Origin of the sequence: Acidovorax sp. sif1233, assembly GCF_019218755.1 — a bacterium.
In the GTDB taxonomy this organism is placed as follows: domain Bacteria; phylum Pseudomonadota; class Gammaproteobacteria; order Burkholderiales; family Burkholderiaceae_C; genus Acidovorax.
The window spans coordinates 853,384-876,559 of record NZ_JAHUWZ010000001.1 but is presented as its reverse complement, the minus strand read 5'-3'; the positions used below and the strand labels follow the sequence as shown (position 1 = coordinate 876,559).

Annotated in this window: 21 protein-coding genes; 13 read left to right on the top strand and 8 right to left on the bottom strand. The window is 69.4% G+C overall.

What is annotated here, in order from left to right; genetic code table 11:
- The first annotated feature begins 11 nt into the window (after positions 1 to 11).
- Positions 12 to 1,193: a helix-turn-helix domain-containing protein gene (locus tag KW843_RS03985; RefSeq protein WP_218293796.1), complete on the top strand. Its 1,182-nt coding sequence runs from the start codon at positions 12 to 14 to the stop codon at positions 1,191 to 1,193.
- Positions 1,194 to 1,342: 149 nt separating this feature from the next.
- Here KW843_RS03985 and KW843_RS03980 read toward each other — a convergent pair whose 3' ends face one another.
- Positions 1,343 to 2,158, bottom strand: coding sequence for a TOBE domain-containing protein (locus KW843_RS03980; protein ID WP_218293794.1), 816 nt, complete (start codon positions 2,156 to 2,158; stop codon positions 1,343 to 1,345).
- A gap of 309 nt (positions 2,159 to 2,467) precedes the next feature.
- On the opposite strand from KW843_RS03980, the gene modA reads away from it, so the two are divergent.
- From modA to KW843_RS03940, 8 genes are all read left to right on the top strand, one after another.
- A complete protein-coding gene (modA, locus tag KW843_RS03975; protein WP_255594618.1) occupies positions 2,468 to 3,175 on the top strand; it encodes a molybdate ABC transporter substrate-binding protein in 708 nt (235 codons plus the stop codon).
- Between the two features lie 75 nt (positions 3,176 to 3,250).
- Positions 3,251 to 3,934: a molybdate ABC transporter permease subunit gene (gene modB / locus KW843_RS03970; RefSeq protein ID WP_218293791.1), complete on the top strand. Its 684-nt coding sequence runs from the start codon at positions 3,251 to 3,253 to the stop codon at positions 3,932 to 3,934.
- 11 nt (positions 3,935 to 3,945) lie between these two features.
- A complete protein-coding gene (modC, locus tag KW843_RS03965) occupies positions 3,946 to 5,049 on the top strand; it encodes a molybdenum ABC transporter ATP-binding protein (protein WP_218293789.1) in 1,104 nt (367 codons plus the stop codon).
- Positions 5,050 to 5,144: 95 nt separating this feature from the next.
- On the top strand, positions 5,145 to 6,851 hold the full coding sequence (locus KW843_RS03960) for an EAL domain-containing protein (RefSeq protein ID WP_255594524.1): 1,707 nt from the start codon (positions 5,145 to 5,147) through the stop codon (positions 6,849 to 6,851).
- Between the two features lie 160 nt (positions 6,852 to 7,011).
- Complete coding sequence (locus tag KW843_RS03955; protein ID WP_370628428.1) at positions 7,012 to 8,148, top strand: saccharopine dehydrogenase family protein; 1,137 nt, start codon at positions 7,012 to 7,014, stop codon at positions 8,146 to 8,148.
- Positions 8,148 to 8,546, top strand: coding sequence for a DoxX-like family protein (locus tag KW843_RS03950; RefSeq protein WP_218294431.1), 399 nt, complete (start codon positions 8,148 to 8,150; stop codon positions 8,544 to 8,546). Before KW843_RS03955 ends, KW843_RS03950 begins: the two co-directional genes overlap by 1 nt.
- Positions 8,543 to 9,019, top strand: coding sequence for a DUF2269 domain-containing protein (locus KW843_RS03945; protein WP_218293786.1), 477 nt, complete (start codon positions 8,543 to 8,545; stop codon positions 9,017 to 9,019). Before KW843_RS03950 ends, KW843_RS03945 begins: the two co-directional genes overlap by 4 nt.
- Before the next feature lie 13 nt (positions 9,020 to 9,032).
- Entirely contained in the window at positions 9,033 to 10,730 is a 1,698-nt protein-coding gene (locus KW843_RS03940; RefSeq protein ID WP_218293784.1) for an AarF/ABC1/UbiB kinase family protein, read from the top strand.
- A 119-nt stretch (positions 10,731 to 10,849) separates the two neighbouring features.
- On the opposite strand, the gene KW843_RS03935 is transcribed toward KW843_RS03940, so the two are convergent.
- From KW843_RS03935 to KW843_RS03920, 4 genes are read right to left on the bottom strand one after another with little or no spacing between them, the layout of a single operon-like run.
- Positions 10,850 to 11,689, bottom strand: coding sequence for a molybdate ABC transporter substrate-binding protein (locus KW843_RS03935; RefSeq protein WP_218293782.1), 840 nt, complete (start codon positions 11,687 to 11,689; stop codon positions 10,850 to 10,852).
- Between the two features lie 9 nt (positions 11,690 to 11,698).
- On the bottom strand, positions 11,699 to 12,526 hold the full coding sequence (locus tag KW843_RS03930; protein WP_218293781.1) for an extracellular solute-binding protein: 828 nt from the start codon (positions 12,524 to 12,526) through the stop codon (positions 11,699 to 11,701).
- Positions 12,523 to 13,251 carry a phosphate ABC transporter ATP-binding protein gene (locus tag KW843_RS03925; protein ID WP_218293779.1) on the bottom strand — a complete coding sequence of 243 codons (729 nt, stop codon included), beginning with the start codon at positions 13,249 to 13,251 and terminating at the stop codon, positions 12,523 to 12,525. The genes KW843_RS03930 and KW843_RS03925 overlap by 4 nt, the downstream gene beginning before the upstream one ends.
- A complete protein-coding gene (locus KW843_RS03920; protein ID WP_218293776.1) occupies positions 13,248 to 13,985 on the bottom strand; it encodes an ABC transporter permease in 738 nt (245 codons plus the stop codon). Before KW843_RS03920 ends, KW843_RS03925 begins: the two co-directional genes overlap by 4 nt.
- 50 nt (positions 13,986 to 14,035) lie before the next feature.
- Here KW843_RS03920 and KW843_RS03915 point away from each other — a divergent pair, with 50 nt between their 5' ends.
- The 4 genes from KW843_RS03915 to KW843_RS03900 all read left to right on the top strand — a co-directional run bounded on the left by KW843_RS03915 (position 14,036) and on the right by KW843_RS03900 (position 18,156).
- The gene (locus KW843_RS03915; RefSeq protein WP_218293774.1) at positions 14,036 to 15,157 is read left to right on the top strand and encodes a substrate-binding domain-containing protein; all 1,122 of its coding nucleotides are present in this window, start codon (positions 14,036 to 14,038) and stop codon (positions 15,155 to 15,157) included.
- A gap of 318 nt (positions 15,158 to 15,475) precedes the next feature.
- Positions 15,476 to 16,015: a TRAP transporter small permease subunit gene (locus tag KW843_RS03910; protein ID WP_218293772.1), complete on the top strand. Its 540-nt coding sequence runs from the start codon at positions 15,476 to 15,478 to the stop codon at positions 16,013 to 16,015.
- A gap of 97 nt (positions 16,016 to 16,112) precedes the next feature.
- On the top strand, positions 16,113 to 17,633 hold the full coding sequence (locus KW843_RS03905) for a TRAP transporter large permease subunit (protein ID WP_218293771.1): 1,521 nt from the start codon (positions 16,113 to 16,115) through the stop codon (positions 17,631 to 17,633).
- Between the two features lie 34 nt (positions 17,634 to 17,667).
- Positions 17,668 to 18,156 (top strand): hypothetical protein, encoded by a 489-nt coding sequence (locus KW843_RS03900; RefSeq protein WP_218293769.1) that lies wholly within the window; start codon positions 17,668 to 17,670, stop codon positions 18,154 to 18,156.
- A 405-nt stretch (positions 18,157 to 18,561) separates the two neighbouring features.
- On the opposite strand, the gene KW843_RS03895 is transcribed toward KW843_RS03900, so the two are convergent.
- From KW843_RS03895 to dxs, 3 genes are all read right to left on the bottom strand, one after another.
- The gene (locus KW843_RS03895; RefSeq protein WP_218293768.1) at positions 18,562 to 19,644 is read right to left on the bottom strand and encodes a TRAP transporter substrate-binding protein; all 1,083 of its coding nucleotides are present in this window, start codon (positions 19,642 to 19,644) and stop codon (positions 18,562 to 18,564) included.
- Between the two features lie 224 nt (positions 19,645 to 19,868).
- Positions 19,869 to 20,951: a TRAP transporter substrate-binding protein gene (locus KW843_RS03890; protein WP_218293766.1), complete on the bottom strand. Its 1,083-nt coding sequence runs from the start codon at positions 20,949 to 20,951 to the stop codon at positions 19,869 to 19,871.
- A gap of 283 nt (positions 20,952 to 21,234) precedes the next feature.
- Entirely contained in the window at positions 21,235 to 23,115 is a 1,881-nt protein-coding gene (dxs, locus tag KW843_RS03885; RefSeq protein WP_218293765.1) for a 1-deoxy-D-xylulose-5-phosphate synthase, read from the bottom strand.
- Positions 23,116 to 23,176: the final 61 nt, after the last annotated feature.

Genomic DNA, 23,176 nt, shown 5'->3' with positions numbered 1-23,176 from the left:
GGGTCTGTCCGATGCTTTCCGCTGCACCGCCGTTGCCGGCCGCCGACCGCCACGCGCTGATCGCGCAGGCCCGCCATGCGCTGCTGGCCGATGGCGCGGCCCCCGCGCGCGCCGATGTGGAGCCCTGGATCACGCGATCGTGGCAGCGCTGCCTGGCCCAGGGCCTGCGCCCCGCGCAGCACGTGGCGTTCGACATGGTCAGCGCCCCCGCGCTGCGCCGCAGCCGGGAACAGAACCACCCCCTGCTGCAGGCCGCGCGGCCGGTGCTCGCACAGCTCACCCGTGCCATCGCGGGCATGCGCTACTTCGCCATCCTGACCGATGCGCGCGGCATCGTGGTGGATGTGCAGGGCACCTTCGACCGCCGCGACCCGCGCGCCCGCGCCATCGGCCGCGTGGGCATCGACCTCTCGGAGGCCGCGGTGGGCACCACGGCCATCGGCGCCGCGCTGGCCGAGCTGCAGCCCGTCTGGCTGCACCGGGGCGAACACTTCTTTGACGACAACGCCAGCTACAGCTGCGCGGGCGCGCCGCTGTTCGATCCGCACGGCCACTGCATGGGCATGCTCGACCTGACCGGCGTGGACGTGCCCGAGCGCCCCGAGCTGCGGCACCTGGTGGCGCGCTCGGCCCGCGCCATGGAAGACGCGCTGCTGCTGCACATGCCCCATGCGCTGCTGCTGCGCCTGAACTGGCCCGGCTGCCCGCTGGGCGCCGAAGGCGACGGCCTGGTGGCGCTGGATGGCGATGGCTATGTGATCGGCAGCAACAGCGTGGCCCGCCAGCTGCTGCCCCAGCCCCTGCGCGCGCCCGGCAGCCCGTTGCACTGCGGTGACCTCATCGCGCTGCCCTGGACCCTGCTGTTCGACGCCGCCCGCCAGCGCGGCGCGGCCAGGCCGCTGGATCTGCCCCTGTGGTCCGGCCTGCGGCTGCAGGGGCTGGCGCACCACGGCACGCGCGCGGCGGGTGTCCACGGCCTCGCGGCCGCGCCCCCGGGCGCGCAGGCCACCTTGCCCGCCAATGGGCCGCGCCTTGCCGGCGCAGCGGCCCCCGCGCCGCTGCGCGAGGCGGAAACCGCCCTCATCCTCCAGGCGGTGCAGGATGCCCGCGGCAACGTGGCGGAGGCGGCCCGCGCCCTGGGCATCAGCCGCGCCACCGTGTACCGCAAGCTGGGGGCGCACAGGGGGCACTGAGGGCGGGTCTTCGGGCCCGGCACAAGGACTGCGTTCATGCACGAAAATGCCGCACCGCGCTTGTCACACAAGCGGCTGCAGCTATTCAAACAATAGCAATCCCGCCAGCACGCCTGTCGGCGGCCCCCAGCGGCCGCCCTGCACCCGCCTCAGACCTCCGCCAGGGCCAGCACCACCGCGCTGTCATCGACGACCAGCACCACCTTGCTGCCGGCGCGCAGTCCGCTGCCCGCGGGGGCAAAACCCACCATCCGCACCCCCGCGGCCAGTTCGGCGGACACCTCGTCGCCCGACGCGCCGCGCACCACGCGCACCGCCCTGGCCGGCAGGCGGCAGCGGGCGGGCTCCTCCGTCCCCTGCGTGCCGGTCTCGGTGCGCGGGCCCGCCAGGCGTTCCACCCGCACCGCCGTGGCCTTGCACAGTGCCTGCACCGCCAGCCCGGGCTGCAGGCCCAGCAGTTCGGCGCTCTCGCGCGTGATCCGCGAGATGAGCACGGCCGCCGCCGGGGCGCCGCCCCCGCCCTCCCCGGTCTCCAGCGCCAGGTGCACCCGCACGATCTGCCCCTGCACCTCCAGCCGCCGCACCACGCACGGCCACTGGTTGCGCATGCTGGTGCGCACGGCCAGCCGCGCCAGCGCGGGCCCGGCATGGGGCGTGGCCTGCCAGCGCGACAGCACCGCGCCGCGCGCCTGGGCCATGGCATCGGCGGCGGCGAGCAACTGCTGCCCCGCCTCGGTCAGCCGCGCCCCGCCGCCCCCCGCCCCACCCACGGCCCGCGCCACCAGCGCGCTGCCCGCGAGGTTGGTCAGGGTGTCCACCGCCTGCCAGGCCGCCTTGTAGCTCACCCCCACCACCCGGGCCGCCTGCGAGATCGAGCCCGTGGCGCCGATCTGCCGCAGGATGTCGATGCGCTTGTCGGTGAGGGCGTGGGTCAGCGCGGAAGAAATGGAAAGGGAGGAAGGCATGGTGAAGATCGGATTGGTGGCCAGGGCCGGCATGGGATTCTGACCGGACGGCGCACCGCCCCCGCCCCGCCTTCGCGCCCCGGCGCAACGCGGCAGTGGCAACGGGCCCGCCTGTTGACCTGGCGCAGGGACATCTCTCGCCAGCACATGTCCGGGGCGCGTTTTTTTCTGCCGCCAGGCGCCGGGCCGCCGTGGCTTCATATACTCTCGCTATTCCATTAATGAATAGCGCACCTGCGCCACGCCGCCATGCCGTTCCGCTTCATTCCTGTGTCCCGCTCCCTTGCCGCCACCGCCATCTGCCTTGCGATGTTTCAGGCCGCCCATGCCGACAGCGTGTCGGTCGCCGTGGCCGCCAACTTCACCGCCCCCATGCAGAAGATCGCCGCGGCATTTGAGGCCGACACCGGCCACAAGGCGGAGCTGTCCTTCGGCGCCACGGGCAAGTTCCATGCGCAGATCACCAACGGTGCGCCATTCCAGATCCTGCTGGCGGCCGATGACACCACCCCCGCCAGGCTGGAGAAGGAAGGCAAGGCCGTCGCCAACTCGCGCTTCACCTATGCCATCGGCACGCTGGTGCTGTGGAGCGCGCAGCCCGGCACCGTGGACGCGCAGGGCGCCGTGCTCAAGACCGGCGACTTCAAGCACCTGGCCATCGCCAACCCCAAGCTCGCCCCCTACGGCCTGGCCGCGATGCAGGTGATGGACAAGCTGGGCGTCACCGCGCGGCTGCAGCCGCGCTTCGTGCAGGGCGAGAACATTGCCCAGACCTACCAGTTCGTCTCCACGGGCAACGCGCAGCTGGGCTTCGTGGCGCTGTCGCAGGTGATGGCCGATGGCAAGATCACGGGCGGGTCCGCATGGCAGGTACCGGCCGAACTGCACGAACCCATCCGCCAGGACGCGGCCCTGCTCAGCCCCGGCAAGGACAGCGCCGCCGCCGCGGCACTGCTCCAGTACCTGCGCGGCGACAAGGCACGCGCCATCATCAGGTCCTACGGCTATAGTTTCTGAGCCGGCGGCCCACACGCGCCGGCGCCGCGGCCCCGGCGATTTCCCTTCACCTCCCCATCCGTTTTTCAGCTATCCATGCCTTTTTCCAGCGCCGACCTTGCGGCCATCGGCCTCACGCTGCGCCTGGCGGGCACCACCATGGCACTGCTGCTGGTGCTGGGCACGCCGCTGGCCTGGTGGCTGGCGCACACGCCGTCGCGCTGGCGGGGCCCGGTGTCGGCCGTGGTGGCGCTGCCGCTGGTGCTGCCGCCCACGGTGATCGGCTTTTACCTGCTGGTCACGATGGGCCCCCACGGCCCGGTGGGCCAGTTCACGCAGTCGCTGGGGCTGGGCACGCTGCCCTTCACTTTCTGGGGGCTGGTGGCGGGCTCGCTCATCTACTCGCTGCCCTTCGCGGTGCAGCCGCTGCAGCACGCGTTCGAGGCCATCGGCCAGCGCCCGCTGGAAGCCGCCGCCACGCTTGGCGCCGGGCCCATGGACCGTTTTTTCACCGTGGCGCTGCCGCTCGCGCGCCCGGGCTTCGTGACCGCCGCCATCCTGAGCTTCGCCCACACGGTGGGCGAGTTTGGCGTGGTGCTGATGCTGGGCGGCAACATCCCCGGCGTGACGCGCGTGGTGTCGGTGCAAATTTACGACCATGTGGAGGCGCTGGAATACACGCAGGCCCACTGGCTGGCCGGCGGCATGGTGCTGTTCTCGTTCGTCGTACTGCTGGGGCTGAACCTCACGCGGCACCGGCCGGCGTCCATGGTGCAATGAGGGCCGGCGCGATGGCACCCCAGGACGAGACGCTCCCCCCGCAGATCACCGCCCGGCTGAAGCTGGAGCGCCCCGGCTTCACGCTGGACGTGGACCTGCGCCTGCCGGGGCGTGGCGTGACGGCCCTGTTCGGGCCCTCGGGCTGCGGCAAGACCACCTGCCTGCGCGCCATCGCGGGGCTGGCGCGGGCGCAACCGGGCCGGGTGGAAGTCAACGGCGAGGTATGGCAGGACGATGCGCTGCGGGTCTGGCGCGCCACGCACGAGCGCGCGCTGGGCTATGTGTTCCAGGAAGCCAGCCTGTTCGACCACCTGAGCGTGCGCGGCAACATCGGCTATGGCCTGCGGCGTACGCCCGCCGCGCGCCGCAAGGTGGCGCTGGAGCAGGCCGTGGAGCTGCTGGGCATCGGCCCGCTGATGGACCGCAAGCCCCATGCGCTGTCGGGCGGCGAACGCCAGCGCGTGGCGATGGCCCGCGCCCTGGCCACCAGTCCGCGCCTGCTGCTGATGGATGAACCCCTGGCCGCGCTGGACGCACAGCGCAAGGCCGAGGTGCTGCCCTACCTGGAGCGCCTGCACCGCACGCTGGACATCCCGGTGCTCTACGTCAGCCACTCCATCGACGAGGTGGCCCGGCTGGCGGGCCACATGGTGCTGATGCAGGCGGGCCGGGTGCAGGCCCAGGGCAGCACCCACGAGCTGATCGTCAGGCTGGACCTGCCCCTGGCCCATGGCGATGCGGCGGCCACGGTGATCGACGGCGAGGTGCTCGGGCACGACCCGGACGACCATGTCACCACGGTGGCGTTCGCGGGGCGGCGGCTGCTGCTGGTGAGCCCGGTGGCGCGCGCGGCCGGGGAGCCCATCCGCCTGCGCGTGCAGGCACGCGACGTGAGCCTGGCGCTCACCGAACCGGCACACACGAGCATCCTCAACGTCCTGCCCGCCACCGTGGCCCAGGTCGCCGAGGACAGCCCCGGGCAGCTCATGGTGGCGCTGGATCTGGGGCCCACGCGGCTGCTGGCGCGCATCACCCAGCGCTCGGCCCAGGCACTGGCGCTGGCGCCCGGCAAGGCGGTCTTCGCGCAGGTCAAGGGCATCGCCATCGTCAACTGAGTGTCGGACAGCCGACACTGTCCAGGGATGTGCCGCGAGGCGCCGGACCGGCCGCCCAACGGTCGTATGATGCCCCTCCACAACGAGGGCGGGACATGGTGGTTTCAATCTGGCACAACGCAGCGCAGGCGTTCGCGGTGGGGTTTCCGCCGCTGCTCCAGTGCCTGCTGTTCTGGCTGTTCGCGTCGCTGGTGGTGCATGTCTGCCAGCGGCTGGTGGAGCACACGGCATTTTCGGTCGATCCGTCCAGCCGGCGCATCAGCGCGTCGCACGCGGCCCTGTGCATCGGTTGCATCGTCTGGGCGCTCGATGTGGTCGGCCTGTTCATGTATGCGGAACTGGCGCACCACGCCGCGGCGCTGGACCTGGTGCCCGCCCTGAGCGGGCTGATCATCATGGTGGTCAGCGCGCGCCTGACGATTCCCACGCTCAGCACCGGTGCCAGCAAGGCACGCATCGCGGTGGCGGGGCTGTGCCTGGCCGTCGGCATGCTGGTGGCGCATTTCACGATCACGCGGGACCAGGTGCAGGACTTCGCCTCGGTGAACTGGACGGCCATCGCGCTGGCCTTCGCCATCGCCATGGGCATCGCCACCGTCACGTCCATGCGCCACCGCTCGGCCAGGCTGAGCGTGCTCACCCCCCGCTACCGCCGCCAGTCGTGGGAGGAGAAGGTGCTGTGCGGGGCCGCGATCCTGCTGCTGCACTGGCTGCTGGTCAACACCTTTGCCCTGCACGCCCGCACGCCACGCGGCGAATCCGAGAGCCATGCGCTGCTCGGCATCGTGCTGGTGTTCGGCATCGCCCTGGCCATGGAACAGCTGAGCAACATGCGGTTTGACACCGGCCGCCAGCAGTTGCTGCGCAGGGGCCTGTCGATGATGCGGGTATCCAACATGGCCCAGAACCCCGAGCGCGACATGCAGCTGTCGCTCATCGCCGACCACCTGCCCAGCCTGCTGCGGCCGCAACGGCTGGCGCTGCACTTCCAGCCCATCCTGGACTTCCGGCAGCAGGGCGTGCAGTTCGAGGCGCTGCTGCGCATCACCGACAAGACCCTGGGGCCCATCAACCCCGAGATGTTCCTGCTGGTGTGCGAACTGCAGGGCCGGACGGTCGAAGTGGACCGCACCATCCTGGCCAACGCGCTCGACTGCGTGAAGTCCTGGCAGGCCCAGGGCCTGCACGACGTCACCATCAGCGTGAACGTGGCGCCCCTCACGCTGCTGGAAGACAGCTTCGTGCCCTGGCTGCGCGGCGAACTGGCCCAGCGCGCCCTGCCGCCCCACGCGCTCAAGCTCGAGCTGACGGAGCACGCCATCATCGCGCTGGGCGCGCAGATGGTGGCCGCGATGCAGCGCCTGCGCACCCTGGGCGTGGCGGTGGTGATGGACGACTTTGGCACGGGCTACTCGTCATTGGGCATGCTGGCCGACCTGCCGATCGCCGGCATCAAATGCGACCGCCTGTTCGTGCAGCAGCTGCCGCAGGACCGGCGCCGCCAGTCGCTGCTGCGGCACATCGGCACGCTGGCGCAGGAGTTTGGGCTGTCCGTGGTGGTGGAGGGCGTTGAAACCGCAGAGGAACTGCGCATCCTGCGGTCAGTGGGCCTGCACGGCATCCAGGGCTATGTGTACAGCCGCCCCATGCCCGCGGCGGACGTGCCCGCCTGGCACGAAACGCAGATGCTGCCCCGGCGTGCCGCGCTGCAGGAGCTGGTGCCCGCGAAGGGTACCGCGACGGCGGCGCGCGCGCCCACGGCCTCCGCGCGGGGCCCGGCGCCCTGGGTGCCCGGAACATGACCACCCCCAAGGCGGCCCCCCCGCACCCCGCCGCAACCGCGCGGGAGCGCGCCAGCAGGGAATGCGAACGCACCGCGCGCCGCCGGAAACACCGCCAGCCACCCGGCCTGGCGCCTGCCCTTCTCCTTTCACCCCCTCTTCTCCTGGACATGCACCACCCGTGACGGCACTCACCACGCTGGTCCTCGGCGGCTACGGCAACTTCGGCGCGCGCATCTGCCGCGCGCTGGCCGGCGACCCCGCCACGGCGCGCCACGTGGCGCTGCTGGTGGCGGGCCGTGACGCGGCACGCGCCCAGGCGCTGGCCGGCACGCTCGGGCATGGAGCCCGGGGCGTGGCGCTGGACCACCAGGCACCCGGCCTGGCCGCCACGCTGCGCCAGTGGGGCGTGGGCCTGGTCATCCACACGGCCGGGCCGTTCCAGGCACAGGGCTACGGCGTGGCCCGGGCCGCCGCCGAGGCGGGAGCGCACTACGTCGACCTGGCCGACGGCCGCCGATTCGTGTGCGATTTCCCTGCCGCCATGCACGACCCGTTCACCGCCGCGCAGCGCACGGCCGTCACGGGCGCCAGCACGGTGCCGGCGCTGTCCTCGGCCGTCATCGACCACCTGTGCGCGGGCTGGCAGCGCATCGACAGCATCGACATCTGCATCGCCCCCGCGCAGCGCGCGCCGCGCGGGCAGGCCACGCTGGCCGCGGTGCTGAGCTACTGCGGCCTGCCCATTCCCGTGTGGGAGGGCGGGCGCTGGCAGCCCCGGCGCGGCTGGGCGCAACCCAGCCGCGTCCAGTTCCACCGCCTGCGGCCGCGCCTGGGCGCGGTATGCGACATCCCGGACCTCGAGATTTTTCCCGCGCACTACCAGGCTGCCGACCGCGTCACCTTCCGCGCCGCGCTGGAAGTCGGCCTGGCGCAGCGCACCTTCGCCGCCATCGCCGCGCTGCGCGGCTGGGGCATCCTGCCCCGCCCCGAGATGCTGGCGGGCCTGATGCACCACACCGGGGGTGTGCTGGATTTCCTGGGCACTCCGCTGGGGGGCATGGTGGTGCGCGCGGCGGGCACCGGTGCCCAGGGCCAGCCGTGCCGCCGGGCCTGGCACATCGCGGCAGACCACGACCACGGCCCCGAGATCCCCTGCATGGCCGCGATCCTGCTCGCCCGGCGGCTCGCCGCCGGGCATCCCCTGCCGACCGGCGCCCATACCAGCACCGGACTCCTCCCGCTGGAGGCCTTCGCCCCCGAATTCGCACGATGGGGCATGCAGACGGATGTGGTCGAGGAGCCCGCGCCACCATGATGGCGCCGCCGCAACACCGTCTGCTGCGCTACAGCCTGGTCGCGGTCTGGCTGGCCACCGCCTTCGCCAGCGTGTGGGAGCTCCACGGCCAGAGCCGCGAGCTGCTGGCGGGCCTGCCCAGGGCGTGGACCGACGGTGGTGCACCGTGGCTGCCCACCGCCCTCATCCTGGCCGGGGCCGCTGCCGACCTCGTGCTGGGGCTGTGGCTGGCGTTGCGCCCCGGGCGTTGCGCATATGCGGCCGCACTGCTTCTGATGGCCGCCATGACGCTGCTGGCCACGCTCATCCACCCCGCATGGTGGCTGCACCCCTTGGGGCCGCTCACCAAGAACCTGCCCATCGCCGCCATCCTGTGGGTGCTGCTGCAGGACACAACCACCTCGCCGCCCCCGCCATGAGCCTGTACCTCATCCTCAAGTGGATTCACATCGTCTCCAGCGTGCTGCTGGTGGGCACCGGGCTGGGCTCGGCGTTCTACCTCTTCTTCACCAACCGCAGCGGCAACGTGCAGGCGCAGGCCGTGGTCAGCCACCTCGTGGTGCGCGCCGACTGGTGGTTCACCACCCCCACGGTCTTCATCCAGCCGGCCACGGGGCTGGCGATGGCCGCGATGGCGGGCCTGCCGTGGAGCACGCCGTGGCTGGCCGCATCGCTCGTGCTCTACGCGGTGGCCGGTGCGTGCTGGGTGCCGGTGGTGTGGCTGCAATTGCGCATGCGCGACATGGCGGCGGAGGCGGCGCGCAGCGGCAGCGCCCCGCCCGCGCGGTACTGGCGCTATGCACGCCGGTGGGAGGCGCTGGGCTACCCCGCCTTCGCGGCCATGGCGGTGGTGTTCTACCTGATGGTGAACAAGCCTGCGCTGGCGTTCTGACTATCATCGCCCCATGCTCATAGAGACCCTGGACACGGCGCGCGACCTGGGGCGCCTGAAGGAAATTCTGGGTGTGATGGTGCGCCATGGCTTTGGCGACACCGTGCGCCGCCTCGGCCTGGCCGACAGGCTCGAACGCGCCGGCCAGGCCCTGCACTGGGCGCATGCCGCCGACCTGGCCCGCGTCGAGCCACCCGCCCAGGTGCGGCTGGCACTGGAAGAACTGGGGCCTGCGTTCGTGAAGTTCGGGCAGATCCTGGCGGGCCGCGCGGACCTCTTCGGCCCCGAGTGGATCGCCGAGTTTGAAAAGCTGCACAGCCAGGTGCCCGCCGTGCCCCTCGATGTGCTGCGCCCGCAACTGCGGGAAGACCTGGGGGCCGAGCCGGAAGAGGTGTTCGCCTGGTTCGACGCCACGCCGCTGGCCGCGGCCTCCATCGCGCAGGTGCACCGCGCGCGGCTGCGCGATGGCACCGAGGTGATCGTCAAGATCCGCCGCCCCGGCATTGCCGACACCATCCACGCCGACCTGCGCCTGCTGCTGCGCCTGGCCGCGCTGGCGGAGGCCGAACTGCCTGCGCTGAAACCTTACCGGCCGCAGCAGCTGGTGCGCGAGTTCGCGCGCTCCCTGCGCCGCGAACTCGACCTGGCCGGCGAATGCCGGCAGGCCGAGCGCATCGCGCTGAACCTGGCGCAGCTGCCCCACATCGTGATCCCGCGCGTGTACTGGGAGCACACCCGCGAGCGCCTGAATGTGCAGGACTTCATCGACGGAACGCCAGGCGGCGCGCTGGGGGCGCTGGTACCCGAAGCCGGATTCGACCGCTCGGTGCTCGCCCGGCGCGGCGCGCAGGCCGTGCTCAAGATGATCGTGGAGGATGGACTCTTCCATGCCGACCCGCATCCGGGCAACGTGTTCTACCTGCCGGGCAACCGCATTGCCTTCATCGACTTTGGCATGGTGGGCCGCCTGTCGCAGCGCCGGCGCGAAGAGCTGCTGCAGTTGCTGCTGGGCCTGGTGGAGCACCAGCCGCAGGCGGTGGCCGATGTGCTGCTGGACTGGACGGGCGACGAACACGGCGTCAACCTGGGCCAGCTGGAGACCGAGGTGGAGGCCTTCGTGGACCAGTACCACGGCGTGCCGCTGGCGCAGCTGAGCCTGGGCCAGATGCTGGCCGACGTGACCGCCATCCTGCGCGAACACCACCTGGGCCTGCCGGCGGACCTGGCGCTGCTGATCAAGGCCTTCATCTCCCTCGAAGGCATGGGCCGCAACCTGGACCCGGACTTCCACATGGCCACCGAGGCCCTGCCCCTGCTCCAGCAGGTGGCGCGCGACCGCTACCACCCCCGGGCGCTGGCGGGCCGCGCCTGGTGGACGCTGCGGCGCGCGCTATCGACCGTGGAGCAGTTGCCCGACGATGTCGCGCGGCTGCTGCGCAATGCGCGGCGCGGGCATTTTCAGGTGGGCATCGAGCTGGCCCACCTCAAGCGCGTGGGCGACCAGATCGACCGTTCGGCCAACCGGCTCGCGATGGCGCTGGTGATTGCCGCGCTGATCATCGGCTCGTCCATCGTGATGACCGTCAAGGGCGGACCCACGCTGTTCGGCCTGCCGGCTTTCGGGTTTCTCGGATTCTTCGGCGCGGTGGTCTGCGGCCTGTGGCTGGTGCGCGCCATCTGGCGCAGCAGCCACCACCGCGACGACGACTGAACACGGCGGCCCCCGGCGGCACCGGAAAAAAACACACGCCATGCCCACCCCACCAGGCGGGCGGGCGGGCATGGCGTGTGTACCCAGCAACCGCCGACCGACGCATTCGGATTCGGTTGTCAGGGCGGCCCGAACCCCAGCCGCCGCAGCACGGCCTGCGCCGCCGGTTGCCGCAGCGCGGTGGCAAACGCCTGCGCCGCAGCGGGGGCATCGGCGCGCACCGCCATGCCATAGGCGGCCCCCACCTGCAGCGCGGGGGGCAGTTGCACCACCCGCAAGCGCGGCACCTCGGCCTGCGCGGCCACCGCGTTCGTGCAATAGGTCAGAAACACATCGGCCTGGCGCTGGTCCATCACCCATGCGTAAGTGCCCCGGCCGGCGGGCGGCTTGGGCGAGTCCGCGCCCCCCGTGAGCTTCAGGGCCTTGGCATCCAGCTGGGCATAGGCGCCCGGCTGAATCTTGTCGGCCTGGCGGAACAGCGCCCAGGCGTAGTCGCCCGACGGGTCGGCCTTGGGCGTGGACGTGCCCACGCGCACGTCACTGCGCAGCAAGGTGGCCAGCAAGGTGCCGGGGGTGGCGCTGATCTGCTCGCTGGTCAGCGCACACAGCGCATTGCGCGTGAACACCACCGGCGCCCGCCAGCCGCCCCGGGCCGCCAGGCGCTCGGGATGGTCGGTGTCGGCCGAGGCAAAGACCTGGGCCGCCTCGCCCTTCTCGATGCGCTCGCGCAGCAGGCCCGAGGCCCCGAAGGTCAGCGCCACCTTCTGGCCGGTGCGGGCTTCATGGTCGCGCGCGATCTCGGTGAAGGCCTCGCGCAGGCTGCCGGCGGCATAGACCTGCACGGGTGCCTTTTCAGCGCCCAAGGCCTCGGCAGCCACCGTGGAACAGCCCGCCAGCGGCAGGGCCAGCACACAAACCACGGCCGCGGCCAAGGCCGCCGTCCTCACGCGGTGCTCCATGGCGCGTTCTCACGGGGCTGCGTTCGGGAAGAACAGCTGCTCGCCGCCAATCTTGTAGCTGGCGATGGCGGCTTGGCCCGCGGGCGACACCACCCAGTCCACGAACTTCTGCGCGTCCTGCGCCTTCACGTGCGGGTGTTTGGCGGGGTTCACCACCATCACGCCGTACTGGTTGAAGAGCTTGGTGTCGCCCTCGACCAGGATGGCCAGGTCGGCGCGGTTCTTGAAGTTGAGCCAGGTGCCCCGGTCGGCCAGCACGTAGGCGCCGCTCGATGCCGCGATGTTGAGCGCGGGCCCCATGCCGCAGCCGCATTCCTTGTAGCCGCTGCCCTTGGCGGCGTCGGCGCCCGCGAGCTTCCAGTAGCGCAGCTCGGCCGCGTGGGTGCCGCTCTTGTCGCCGCGCGAGATGAAGCCGCCGTTGGCCGCGGACAACTTCTGCAGGGCTTGCACGATGTCCTTGCCCTTGGTGCCCACCGGGTCGTTCCTGGGGCCGATCAGGATGAAGTCGTTGTACATCACGGGATAGCGCTTCACGCCCCAGCCATCGGCCACGAACTTTTCCTCGGCCGCCTGATCGTGCACGAACAGCACGTCGGCATCGCCCCGGCGCGCCATGTCCAGCGCCTGCCCCGTGCCCAGCGCTACCACCTTGGTATCGAGCCCGGTGGCCTTCTTGAACTCGGGCAGCAGGTAGCCGAACAGGCCCGACTGCTCCGTGGAGGTGGTGGACGCCATGGTGATGCTCTGCGCAAACGCGGAACCAGACGCTACCAAAACAATAGCTACCAGCGCTTTGTGTACCAGCGCTGCAGCGCGAAAAGGCTTGAAACTCGTCATACCAGCTCTCCTTTGACAAACAGACGGGCGGCCTCCGGCAGGGGGCCGTTGAAGAAATCGTGCACCGGCAGGTCGGCCACCAGGCGGCCATGCTCCATGTAGATCACGCGGTTGGCCAGGCGCTTGACCTGGCCCAGGTTATGGCTGCTGAACACCATGGTCACGGGGTGCGCCGGGCCTGCCGCGCTGTGGCTGGCGGCAAAGTCGGCCATCAGGGCCTCGACCTCGCGCTTGGCATGCGGGTCGAGGCTGGCGGTGGGTTCGTCCAGCAGCAGCACGTCGGGCCGCAGCGCCCAGGCGCGGGCCAGCGCCACGCGTTGCTGCTGCCCCCCCGACAGGGTGCGCGCGTTCTGCGCGGCGATGTCCCGCAGCCCCACGCGCTGCAGCGCCGTGAGCGCCGTGACTCGCGCATCGCGCCACCGCACGCCCCGCAGCCACAGGGCCAGCGCCACGTTGTTCCGTGCGCTGGTGCGCAGCATGTGCGGGCGCTGGAACAGCATGGCCTGGCGCAGCGCGGCATCGCACTGCAGGCCCCCCCCGCTGGCATCGGCCAGGCCGTTGAGCACGCGCAGCAGCGTGCTTTTGCCGCTGCCGTTGGCGCCCACCAGCGCCACGCGCTCGCCGGGGGTGATGCGCAGCGTGACACGGTCCAGCGCCTGCACGTGGCCGTAGCGCACGGTCACCTGGCGCAGATCGACCCAGGGGTTTGCCAAGGGCCCACTCATGCCGCCACCCCCACGGGGGTGCTGGATGCAGAGCCGTCCACCCGTTCGCGCCAGCGGCGCACCAGGGCGATCAGCACATTGAGCGCCAGCACCACGGCCAGCAGGATGATGCCCAGCGCCAGCGCCAGGGGCAGGTCGCCCTTGCTGGTCTCCAGGGCGATGGCGGTGGTCATCACGCGCGTGAAGCCGTCGATGTTGCCGCCCACGATCATCACCGCGCCCACCTCCGAGATCGCGCGGCCAAACGATGCCAGCAGCACCGTCAGCAGGGCGTAGCGCTCGTCCCACGCCAGCAGCAGGGCGCGCAGCAGCGGGCCCGCGCCCATGGAGCGCAGCTGTTCGCCATGCGCGCGCTCGGCATCCTCCACCACCTGGCGCGTGAGCGCCGTGACCACCGGCAACACCAGGATGGCCTGCGCCAGCACCATGGCCTTGAAGCTGAACAGCCAGCCCAGCGAGCCCAGCGGCCCGCTGCGCGAGAGCACCAGGTACACCACCAGCCCCACCACCACCGACGGCACCGCCAGCAAGGTGTTGAGCACCGCCAGCGCGGCGCCGCGCCCGGCGAAGCGGGCCACGCCAAGCCAGGCGCCCAGCACCAGGCCCACGCCGCAGGCAAGAAGGCACGCCGTGGCGCTGACCGACAGGGAGCGGCCCACGATGGTCCACAGGACGGGGTCGGACGAGAGAGTGAGTTGCAGCGCTGTGCTCGCGCTTTCCGAGAGTGTGGACATGGGTTCGGCTATCGTAGGCACCCAACCAATATCCAGCGATATGAACTCCCGTGCATAGGGTCCAACTTCACTACACACTCAGCCGCGATGCCGGCAACGCGCTGATCCGCAACCCGCTGCCCGAACTGCTGCAGGCGGTGGCGGAGCACGGGTCCATCTCCGGCGCGGCGCGGGGGCTGGGCCTGTCCTACCGCCACGTCTGGGGGGCCCTCAAGCGCTGGGAGGACCAGCTGGGCGGCGAACTCATCATCTGGGGCAAGGGCCAGTCGGCGCAGCTCAGCGAGTTCGGCGCCAAGCTGCTGTGGGCGGAGCGGCAGGCCCAGGCACGGCTCGCGCCGCAGATCGCCGCGCTGCACGCCGACCTGGAACGCGCATTCGCCGTGGCCTTCGACCCCCACGCCCATGTGCTCACCCTGTACGCCAGCCATGACGACGCGCTGGCCGCGCTGCGCGCCCATGCCGCGGCGCACGGCGGAACGGGCGCGCTGCATCTGGACATCCGCTTCACCGGCAGCGTGGATGCCATCCGCGCGTTGAACGAAGGGCGCTGCACGCTGGCGGGCTTTCACACCGTGGACAACGCCAAGGCGGACTCTCTGACGGCACGCACCTACCAGCCCCTGCTGCAGCCCGGGCTGCACAAGATCATCGGCTTTGCCCAGCGCACCCAGGGCCTCATCGTCGCACCCGGCAACCCGCTGGCGCTGCACGGCCTGGACGACATCGCCCGCACCGGGGCCCGCTTCGTGAACCGGCCGCTGGGTACCGGCACGCGCGTGCTGCTCGACGACCTGCTCGCGCAAGCCGGGATCGGGGCCACCTCCATCGCGGGCTATGCGCTCAACGAACCCTCTCACACGGCGGTGGCGCAGGCCGTGGCCGCGGGTGCCGCGGACGTGGGCATGGGCATCGAGCTGGCCGCGCGGGCGCGCGGACTGGGCTTCGTGCCGCTGGTGCACGAGCGCTACCACCTGGCATGCCTCAAGGCCAGCCTGGACCAGCCCGCCACGCAGGCGCTACGCGCGCTGCTGCAGACCCCCGAATGGCTGGAGCGGCTGGGGGCCCTGCCGGGCTACACCCCCCTGCACTGCGGCGAAGTCCTGGCCATGAGCACCGTGCTGCCCTGGTGGCGCTTTGCCCGCCCCAAGCGCCGGGCACGCGCCACGGCCTGAGGGACGGAAGGGGCCCGGGAGTCCGCTGAAGCGACTCCGAAGCCACAGGAGGCATGGGCAGCAGGCCGCCCGCCGGGAGACGGCGCGGTGGGCGGACACCGGAGAAAAAAGGCAGGAGAAAGAGGGGCAGACACCCGCCCCCCTGAGGAAAACCCCATGTCCGCGCGTCAGGCTTTCTTCAGCGGCGAAGGGGTAGGATGCGCGTTACTTTCGGACACCCGTTGGGATATTGCTGCGCGCCGTGCAGGCCGCGGACATGCCCCTGGGCCCAGCAGCGCATTGGGCCCGCCCCTTTTTTATACTCTCAGGAGACACCAAGTGTCAGCACTACTCAAATTAGCCTTGGGCATGGACTGGATTTCCGGCAAGCTCAGCAAGGTGGCCACGTGGACCGTCCTGGCCGCGGCGCTCATCTCGGCAGGCAACGCCTTCATCCGCTATGGCCTGGACCTCAGCTCCAACGCCTGGCTGGAGATCCAGTGGTACCTGTTCGCCGCCACCGTGATGCTGGGCGCCCCGTTCGTCCTCATGCTCAATGAGCACGTGCGCGTCGACATCATCTACGGCAAGCTGCGCGGCAACAAGCAGGTGTATGTCGACATCGCGGGCCTGGTGGTGTTTCTGCTGCCCGCCATGCTGCTGATCGCCTACCTGAGCTGGCCGCTGTTCACCCGTGCCTTCTTCTCGGGCGAAATGTCGGGCAATGCGGGGGGGTTGATCCGCTGGCCCGCCATCCTGCTCATGCCGATCGGTTTTTCACTGATGTTCCTGCAGGGCCTGGCCGAGATCATCAAGCGCGTGGCCTATCTGCGCGGCATCTACCAGATGAGCACCCACTACGAGAAACCGGTTCAGTAATCCGGCCCGCAAGCGCCGAACCATGAACCCGTGGTGCCGCTGAGCTGCGAAGCCCGCCGCGCCACGCTCTCAATTCCGGATTTTCAGGAACAACAAAATGCAAATGGAAAACTTTGCCCCGATCATGTTCGCGGGCTTGGTGGTGGTGATGCTGATCGGCTTCCCCGTCGCCTTCTCGCTGGCCGCGCTGGGGCTGGCCTCGGGCTTCTTCGCCATCGAGATGGGCTGGTTCCCCGCCGTCTTCATGGCCAACCTGCCCATCAATATCTTCGGGATCCTGAGCAACGAGCTTTTGCTGGCCATTCCGTTCTTCACCTTCATGGGCGCCATCCTCGAGAAATGCGGCCTGGCCGAAGACATGCTCGACTCCATGGGCCAGCTCTTCGGCACCGTGCGCGGCGGCCTGGGCTACTCGGTGATCATCGTGGGCTTCATCCTGGGGGCCATCACCGGCACGGTGGCGGGCCAGGTGATCGCCATGGCGCTCATCTCGCTGCCCGTCATGATCCGCTATGGCTACAACATGCGCTACGCCACCGGCGTGCTAGCCGCCTCGGGCACCATCACGCAGCTGGTGCCGCCCTCGCTCGTGCTGATCGTGATGGCCGACCAGCTGGGACGCTCGGTGGGTGACATGTACCGCGGCGCCTGGGGTCCCTCCATCCTGCAGGTGCTGATCTTCGCGGGCTACACGTTCATGCTGGGCGTCTTCAAGCCCCACTACCTGCCGGGCATCCCGAAGGAAGCGCGCACCATGTCGGGCGCCAAGCTGTGGCTCAAGTGCCTGCGCGGCATCATCCCGTCGGCCCTGCTGATCTTCGCCGTGCTGGGCTCCATGGGCGGCCTGCCCGGCATCGACACCGCCATTGCGACGCCGACCGAGGCGGGCGCCATGGGCGTGGTGGGCGCCATGGTCCTGGCCGCGATCCACAAGCGCCTGACGCTGGCCCTGATGTGGGAAGCCATGCAGGGCACCATGCGCCTGACCGCCATGGTGGTGTTCATCCTGATCGGTGCACGCGTGTTCTCGATGGTGTTCCAGGGCGTGGACGGTGCCAAGTGGGTCGAACACATGCTCTCGGGCCTGCCCGGCGGCCAGATCGGCTTCCTGATCGCGGTGAACCTGTTCATCTTCTTCCTGGCGTTCTTCCTCGACTTCTTCGAGATCGCCTTCATCATCCTGCCCATGCTGGGCCCCGTGGCCGACAAGCTGGGCATCGACCTGATCTGGTTCGGCGTGCTGCTGTGCGTGAACATGCAGACGAGCTTCATGCACCCGCCCTTCGGTTTCGCGCTTTTCTACCTGCGGGGTATCGCCAACACGCTCTTCAAGGAAGGCCGCATTCCCAAGCCCGTGCTGTCCAGCGACATCTACATGGGCGCGATTCCCTGGGTGATCATGCAGCTGCTGCTGGTGACCATCGTGATCTTCGTGCCACAGACGGTGACCATGTTCCTGCCCAAACAGGAGATCATCGACACCGACAAGGTCCAGATCGAGGTGCCGACGGATGACCTGATGCGCTCGGAAGCCACGCCCGATGCGGGCGGAGAAACCGCCGGCGAGAACCCTTTCGGCAACGCCCCGGCTGAAGCAGCGTCGGAACCGGCAAAGTGATGCACAACAGGCCCATCCCCGCGCTCCCATTGCCATGCTGAACCTCACCCCGCTGCCCCTGCCCGAGCCCTTTCGATTTACACCCGAGGGCGGCACGGTCGTGGGCCCCGCGTTCTCGCGCTCGTTCCGGCTCATGGCCACCGTGATCGTGGGCGGTTGCGCCCTGTGGTTCGCCCAGCTGTGGACACGGGGAGCGCTGGGCAACTCGGTGGGCACGGGCACCGGATGGTTCATCGCGGGCCTGGCGCTGATGGCCTGGACCTGGTGGAGCATCATGGTGAGCACCACGCGCATGGACACGAAAGGCCTGCACCAGCGCTGGGTGTGGGACAAGGCCATGCCCTACGACGACCTGGCCTATGTGCGGCTGATCCGCGTGCGCGGGTTCAGCTGGCTCATCGCTCCCCGCCTGTACGTGCGCACGCTCGCCGGCAAGTTCACGGTGTTCTATGGCGCCACGCCCGCCCTGATCGGCGAGTTCGAGCGCATGGGAAAAGAGCTCAGCGCCTTCCGGCAATTCTGAGCCGCCACGGCTTCGTGGAGAGGCGGGCACTCCGAGAGGGGTGCCCGCCTTTTTCATGCGCTCCACACAATGGCGGGCCCGACTCGCCAACGCGCAGCGGCGATCACTCCTGGCGGACGCTCCCGGCGCCCGCGTGCAACCTCCCGCGCCTTGCCCCCAGGCCTCTTGGACACCCTCCGCACGGCCACCGGGGGCGCTGCATGCCACACGCAGGGCAAGGTGAGCCAGGGGTTGGCCGTGGGTGGAGCTGCGTGCCACGGGGATGAGGAGCCCGGCGGCGGCCCCGGCTCCCGCTGCGTGGGCCCATCCTCTGGCGAGCGGACCGCACAGCGAATAGAAAAACGACGCCCATGAAAAAACCGCGCCAGGGCGCGGTTTTCTTTTTGCACTGAGCGCGGTGGGGCGTCAGAGCTTGAGGGTCTGCATGTAGCTGTCGAAACGGCCTTCGGCCACGCGGAACCACGCCACCTGGTCGCGCTGGAAGTTGCGGAAGTCCGCATAGATCTTCTTCCACTCGGGGCTCTTGGCATCGTTCTCGGCGTACACCTCCTGGGAAGCCTTGAACGAAGCGTCCAGCACGTCCTTGGTGAAGGGCAGCAGCTTGATCTTCGCGCCGATCAGTTGCTTGAGGGCCACGGGGTTGCGGGCGTCGTACTTGGCCAGCATGTCCACGGCGGCGTGCGACGAAGCGGACTGGATGATGGCCTTGTTCTCGGCCGACAGGGCATCGAAGGCCTTCTGGTTGATGAAGAAGTCCACTTCAGGACCGCCTTCCCACCAGCCGGGGTAGTAGTAGTGAGGCGCCACCTTGTTGAAGCCCAGCTTCTGGTCGTCATAGGGGCCGACCCATTCCGCCGCATCGATGGTGCCTTTTTCCAGCGCCTGGTAGATTTCGCCGCCTGGCAGGCTTTGGGGAACAACACCCATCTTCTGCATCACTTCGCCGACGAGGCCGCCGCCCAGGCGCATCTTCAGGCCCTTGAGGTCAGCGACCGACTTGATTTCCTTGCGGTACCAGCCGCCCATCTGCGTGCCCGTGTTGCCGCCCGCGAAGCTCAGCATGCCGTAGCCTGCGTAGAACTCGTCCATCAGCTTGCGGCCGTTGCCGTGCATCATCCACGCGTTCATCTGGCGCGAATTCATGCCGAACGGGATCGCGGAGCCCAGCGCGAACGCGGGGTTCTTGCCGTAGAAGTAGTACGGCACGGTGTGGCACATTTCCACGGAGCCTTGCTGCACGCCGTCAGCCACGCCCATGGCGGGCATCAGTTCGCCGCCAGCGTGCACCGAAATCTCGAACTTGCCGCCCGACATGGCCTTCACCGCATTGGCAAACACCTCGGCACCGCCGTAGATGGTGTCAAGGGGCTTGGGGAAGCTCGACGCAAGGCGCCAGCGCACGGCAGCCTGTGCGTGAACGGCAGGCGCAACACCCGCGGCCAGCACGCCCGCGATGCCCGCATGCTTGATGATTGAACGACGATCCATGTGGTTATCTCCGAAAACTCGATTGCACAACTTGGCGCAACGGGCGGTAACCCACGGGCCAAGAACCTTTTTACCGGAGTCGATTGTAGGAACATGCCCTGTGCCGGATTTGCGGGTTTTCCCGTGAAATCCCAGACGCCCGATCAGGGCTTCAGGGTTCTGCAAGCATCGGCTGCGCCCCGCGCACACAAGGCCGCAACGGGCCGCATCGCCCGCAAGCGGCGTCAGATCTTCTGCGCCGACATGAAGGTGTCGTAGCGCGCTTCGGCAAAGCGGAACCAGAGGATCTGGTCGCGCTGGAAGTTGCGCATGTCCCCGTAGATCTTCTTCCACTCGGGGCTTTTGGAATCGTTGTGCGCAAAGACCTCCATGGACGCCTTGAAGGCCGCATCCATGACACTTTGCGAGAACGGCAGCACCTTGGTCTTGGCGGCCACCAGCTGCTTGAGCGCGGTGGGGTTCAGCGCGTCGTACTTGGCCAGCATGTCCGCATGCGCGATGGCGGCGGCCGCCTCCACGATGAGCTTGTTGTCGGCCGAGAGGCCGTCGAACGCCTTCTTGTGGATGAAGAAATCCACCTCGGGCCCGCCCTCCCACCAGCCGGGGTAATAGTAAAAGGGCGCCACCTTGTTGAACCCCAGCTTCTGGTCGTCATACGGCCCCACCCATTCGGCGGCGTCGATGGTGCCCTTTTGCAAGGCCTGGTAGATCTCGCCCCCCGGAATGCTCTGCGGAATGGCGCCCAGCCGGGACATCACTTCACCCACCAGACCGCCGCCCAGGCGCATCTTCATGCCCTTGAAGTCGCTCGGGCTCTTGATCTCGCGCAAGTACCACCCGCCCATCTGCGTGCCGGTGTTTCCCCCCGCGAAACTGACCATGCTGAAGCCGGCGTAGAACTCGTCCATGAGCTTGCGTCCATTGCCATGGAGCATCCAGGCGCTCATCTGGCGCGCGTTGAAGCCGAAGGGGATGGCCGAGCCCAGCGCGAAGGCGGGGCTCTTGCCGTAGAAGTAATACGGCACGGTATGGCACATCTCGACCGCGCCGCCCTGCACGGCGTCCACCACGCCAAATGCCGGCACGAGTTCGCCCCCCGCGTGCACGGAGATCTCGAAGCGGCCGTTCGTCATCACTTTCACGGCCTTGGCGAACACCTCCGCGCCGCCATAGATGGTGTCCAGCGACTTGGGGAAACTGGAGGCCAGGCGCCACCGGATGGATGCCTGCGCAAACACCGCGGGCGCCACGCCGGTGGCCAGGACCCCTGCGATACCTGCGTGTCTGACGAGAGAGCGGCGATCCATAGAACTTGTCTCCAAGAGGGGTGTTGGCAGGCGCGGGCGCATGGCGCCATTGCGGCGCTGGCGAGGGACGGGCACTGTTGCCTTTTGTCGCAATTGTAGGAGGAGGGTCCGCGGCTGGCCCTCTAGGTTTTCCCGGGCACGCAAGGCCATGCGCGGCACCGGCTGGCGGCCCCGCCGTCAGCGCCCCACCCTGTCCCGGAAAAAAGCAGAGGGCGCGGCCTGCGCATCCACCCACGGCATGCGGCCGTCGGCGAAGCCAGTCCGCGCAGCGCGGCCGTTCGCCCTAGCCCGGGAACCGCTTCTCTATCGCGTTGCGGATTCCCGCCGCGTCGAGCCCCTGCAATGCCAGGAGCCTGGCCGGATCGCCGTGCTCGATGAACACGTCCGGCAGGCCCAGCTGCAGCACCGGGCGCACCATGCCCATGGCGTTGAGCGCTTCGGTCACGGCGCTGCCCGCGCCGCCCATGATCGCGCCTTCTTCCAGCGTGACCAGCGCATCGTGGCGCTCGGCCACTTCACGCAGCAGCGCCTCGTCGACGGGCTTGGCCCAGCGCATGTTGACCACCGTGGCGTCCAGCGCCTCGGCCGCTTCGAGCGCGGGGTACAGCAGCGTGCCAAACGACAGGATGGCGATGCGCGGGGCACCGGCACGGGTGCCCTGGCGCTCGCGGCGGATCTCGCCCTTGCCAAAGGGCAGGCTGTCCAGGCCCGCCAGCGGCGCCACGCCCGCGCCGCTGCCGCGCGGGTAGCGCACGGCCACGGGGTGGTCCTGCTCGAAGGCGCTGCTCAGCAACTGGCGGCATTCGCGCTCGTCGGCCGGGCAGGCCATGCTCATGTTCGGGATGCAGCGCACAAACGGGATGTCATACGCCCCGGCATGCGTGGCGCCGTCCGCGCCCACCAGCCCGGCACGGTCGAGCGCGAACACCACGGGCAGGTTCTGCAGCGCCACGTCGTGGATCAGCTGGTCGTAGCCGCGCTGCAGGAAGGTGGAGTAGATCGCCACCACGGGCTTGACGCCCTCGCAGGCCATGCCGGCGGCGAACGTCACGGCGTGCTGCTCGGCGATGCCCACGTCGTAGTAGCGGTCCGGAAAGCGCTTTTCAAACTCGACCATGCCCGAGCCTTCGCGCATGGCGGGCGTGATGCCCACCAGGCGCCCGTCGTGCGCGGCCATGTCGCACAGCCACTGGCCGAACACCTGGGTGAAGGTGGGCTTCGGCGCGGCGCTGCTCTTGACCAGGCCCACGGCCGGGTCGAACTTGCCGGGGCCGTGGTAGGCCACGGGGTCGGCCTCGGCCAGCTTGTAGCCCTGGCCCTTCTTGGTGACCACGTGCAGGAACTGCGGGCCCTTGAGGCTCTTGATGTTCTCGAGCGTGGGGATCAGCGAATCGAGGTCGTGGCCGTCGATGGGACCGATGTAGTTGAAGCCGAACTTCTCGAACAGCGTGGCGGGCACCACCATGCCCTTGGCCTGCTGCTCGAAGCGCTTGGCCAGCTCCAGCAAGGGCGGCACGGGGCGCAGCACGGTCTTGCCCACGTTCTTGGCGGCGGCGTAGAACTGGCCGCTCATGAGCTGGGCCAGGTAGCGGTTGAGCGCACCGACGGGCGGGCTGATGCTCATGTCGTTGTCGTTGAGCACGACAAGCAGGTTGGCGTCGGCCACGCCGCCGTTGTTGAGCGCCTCGAAGGCCATGCCGGCGCTCATCGCGCCGTCGCCGATGATGGCCACCGCATGCCGGTCTTCTCCCTTGCGCTTGGCGGCCAGCGCCATGCCCAGTGCCGCCGAGATGCTGGTGCTCGAGTGCGCCGTTCCGAAGGTGTCATACACGCTTTCCGCCCGCTGCGGAAACCCCGAGATGCCGCCCAGCTGGCGCAGCGTATGCATGCGGTCGCGCCGGCCGGTCAGGATCTTGTGGGGGTAAGTCTGGTGGCCCACGTCCCACACGAGGCGGTCTTCGGGGGTGTTGAAGACGTGGTGCAGCGCCACGGTCAGCTCCACCGTGCCCAGGTTGGAGCTGAGGTGGCCGCCGGTCTGGGAGACGCTCTGCAGCACGAACTCGCGCAGTTCGGTGGCCAGCGCCTTGAGGTCTGCGCGCGAGAGCTTGCGCAGGTCTGCCGGGTCATTGATGTTCTGCAGCAGGGGAAAGGACGTCGTGGACATTTACTATTCTTTTTATAGCTTCCAGCGCTTTACCGATAAGCGCCAGTGGCCAGTTTGGTAT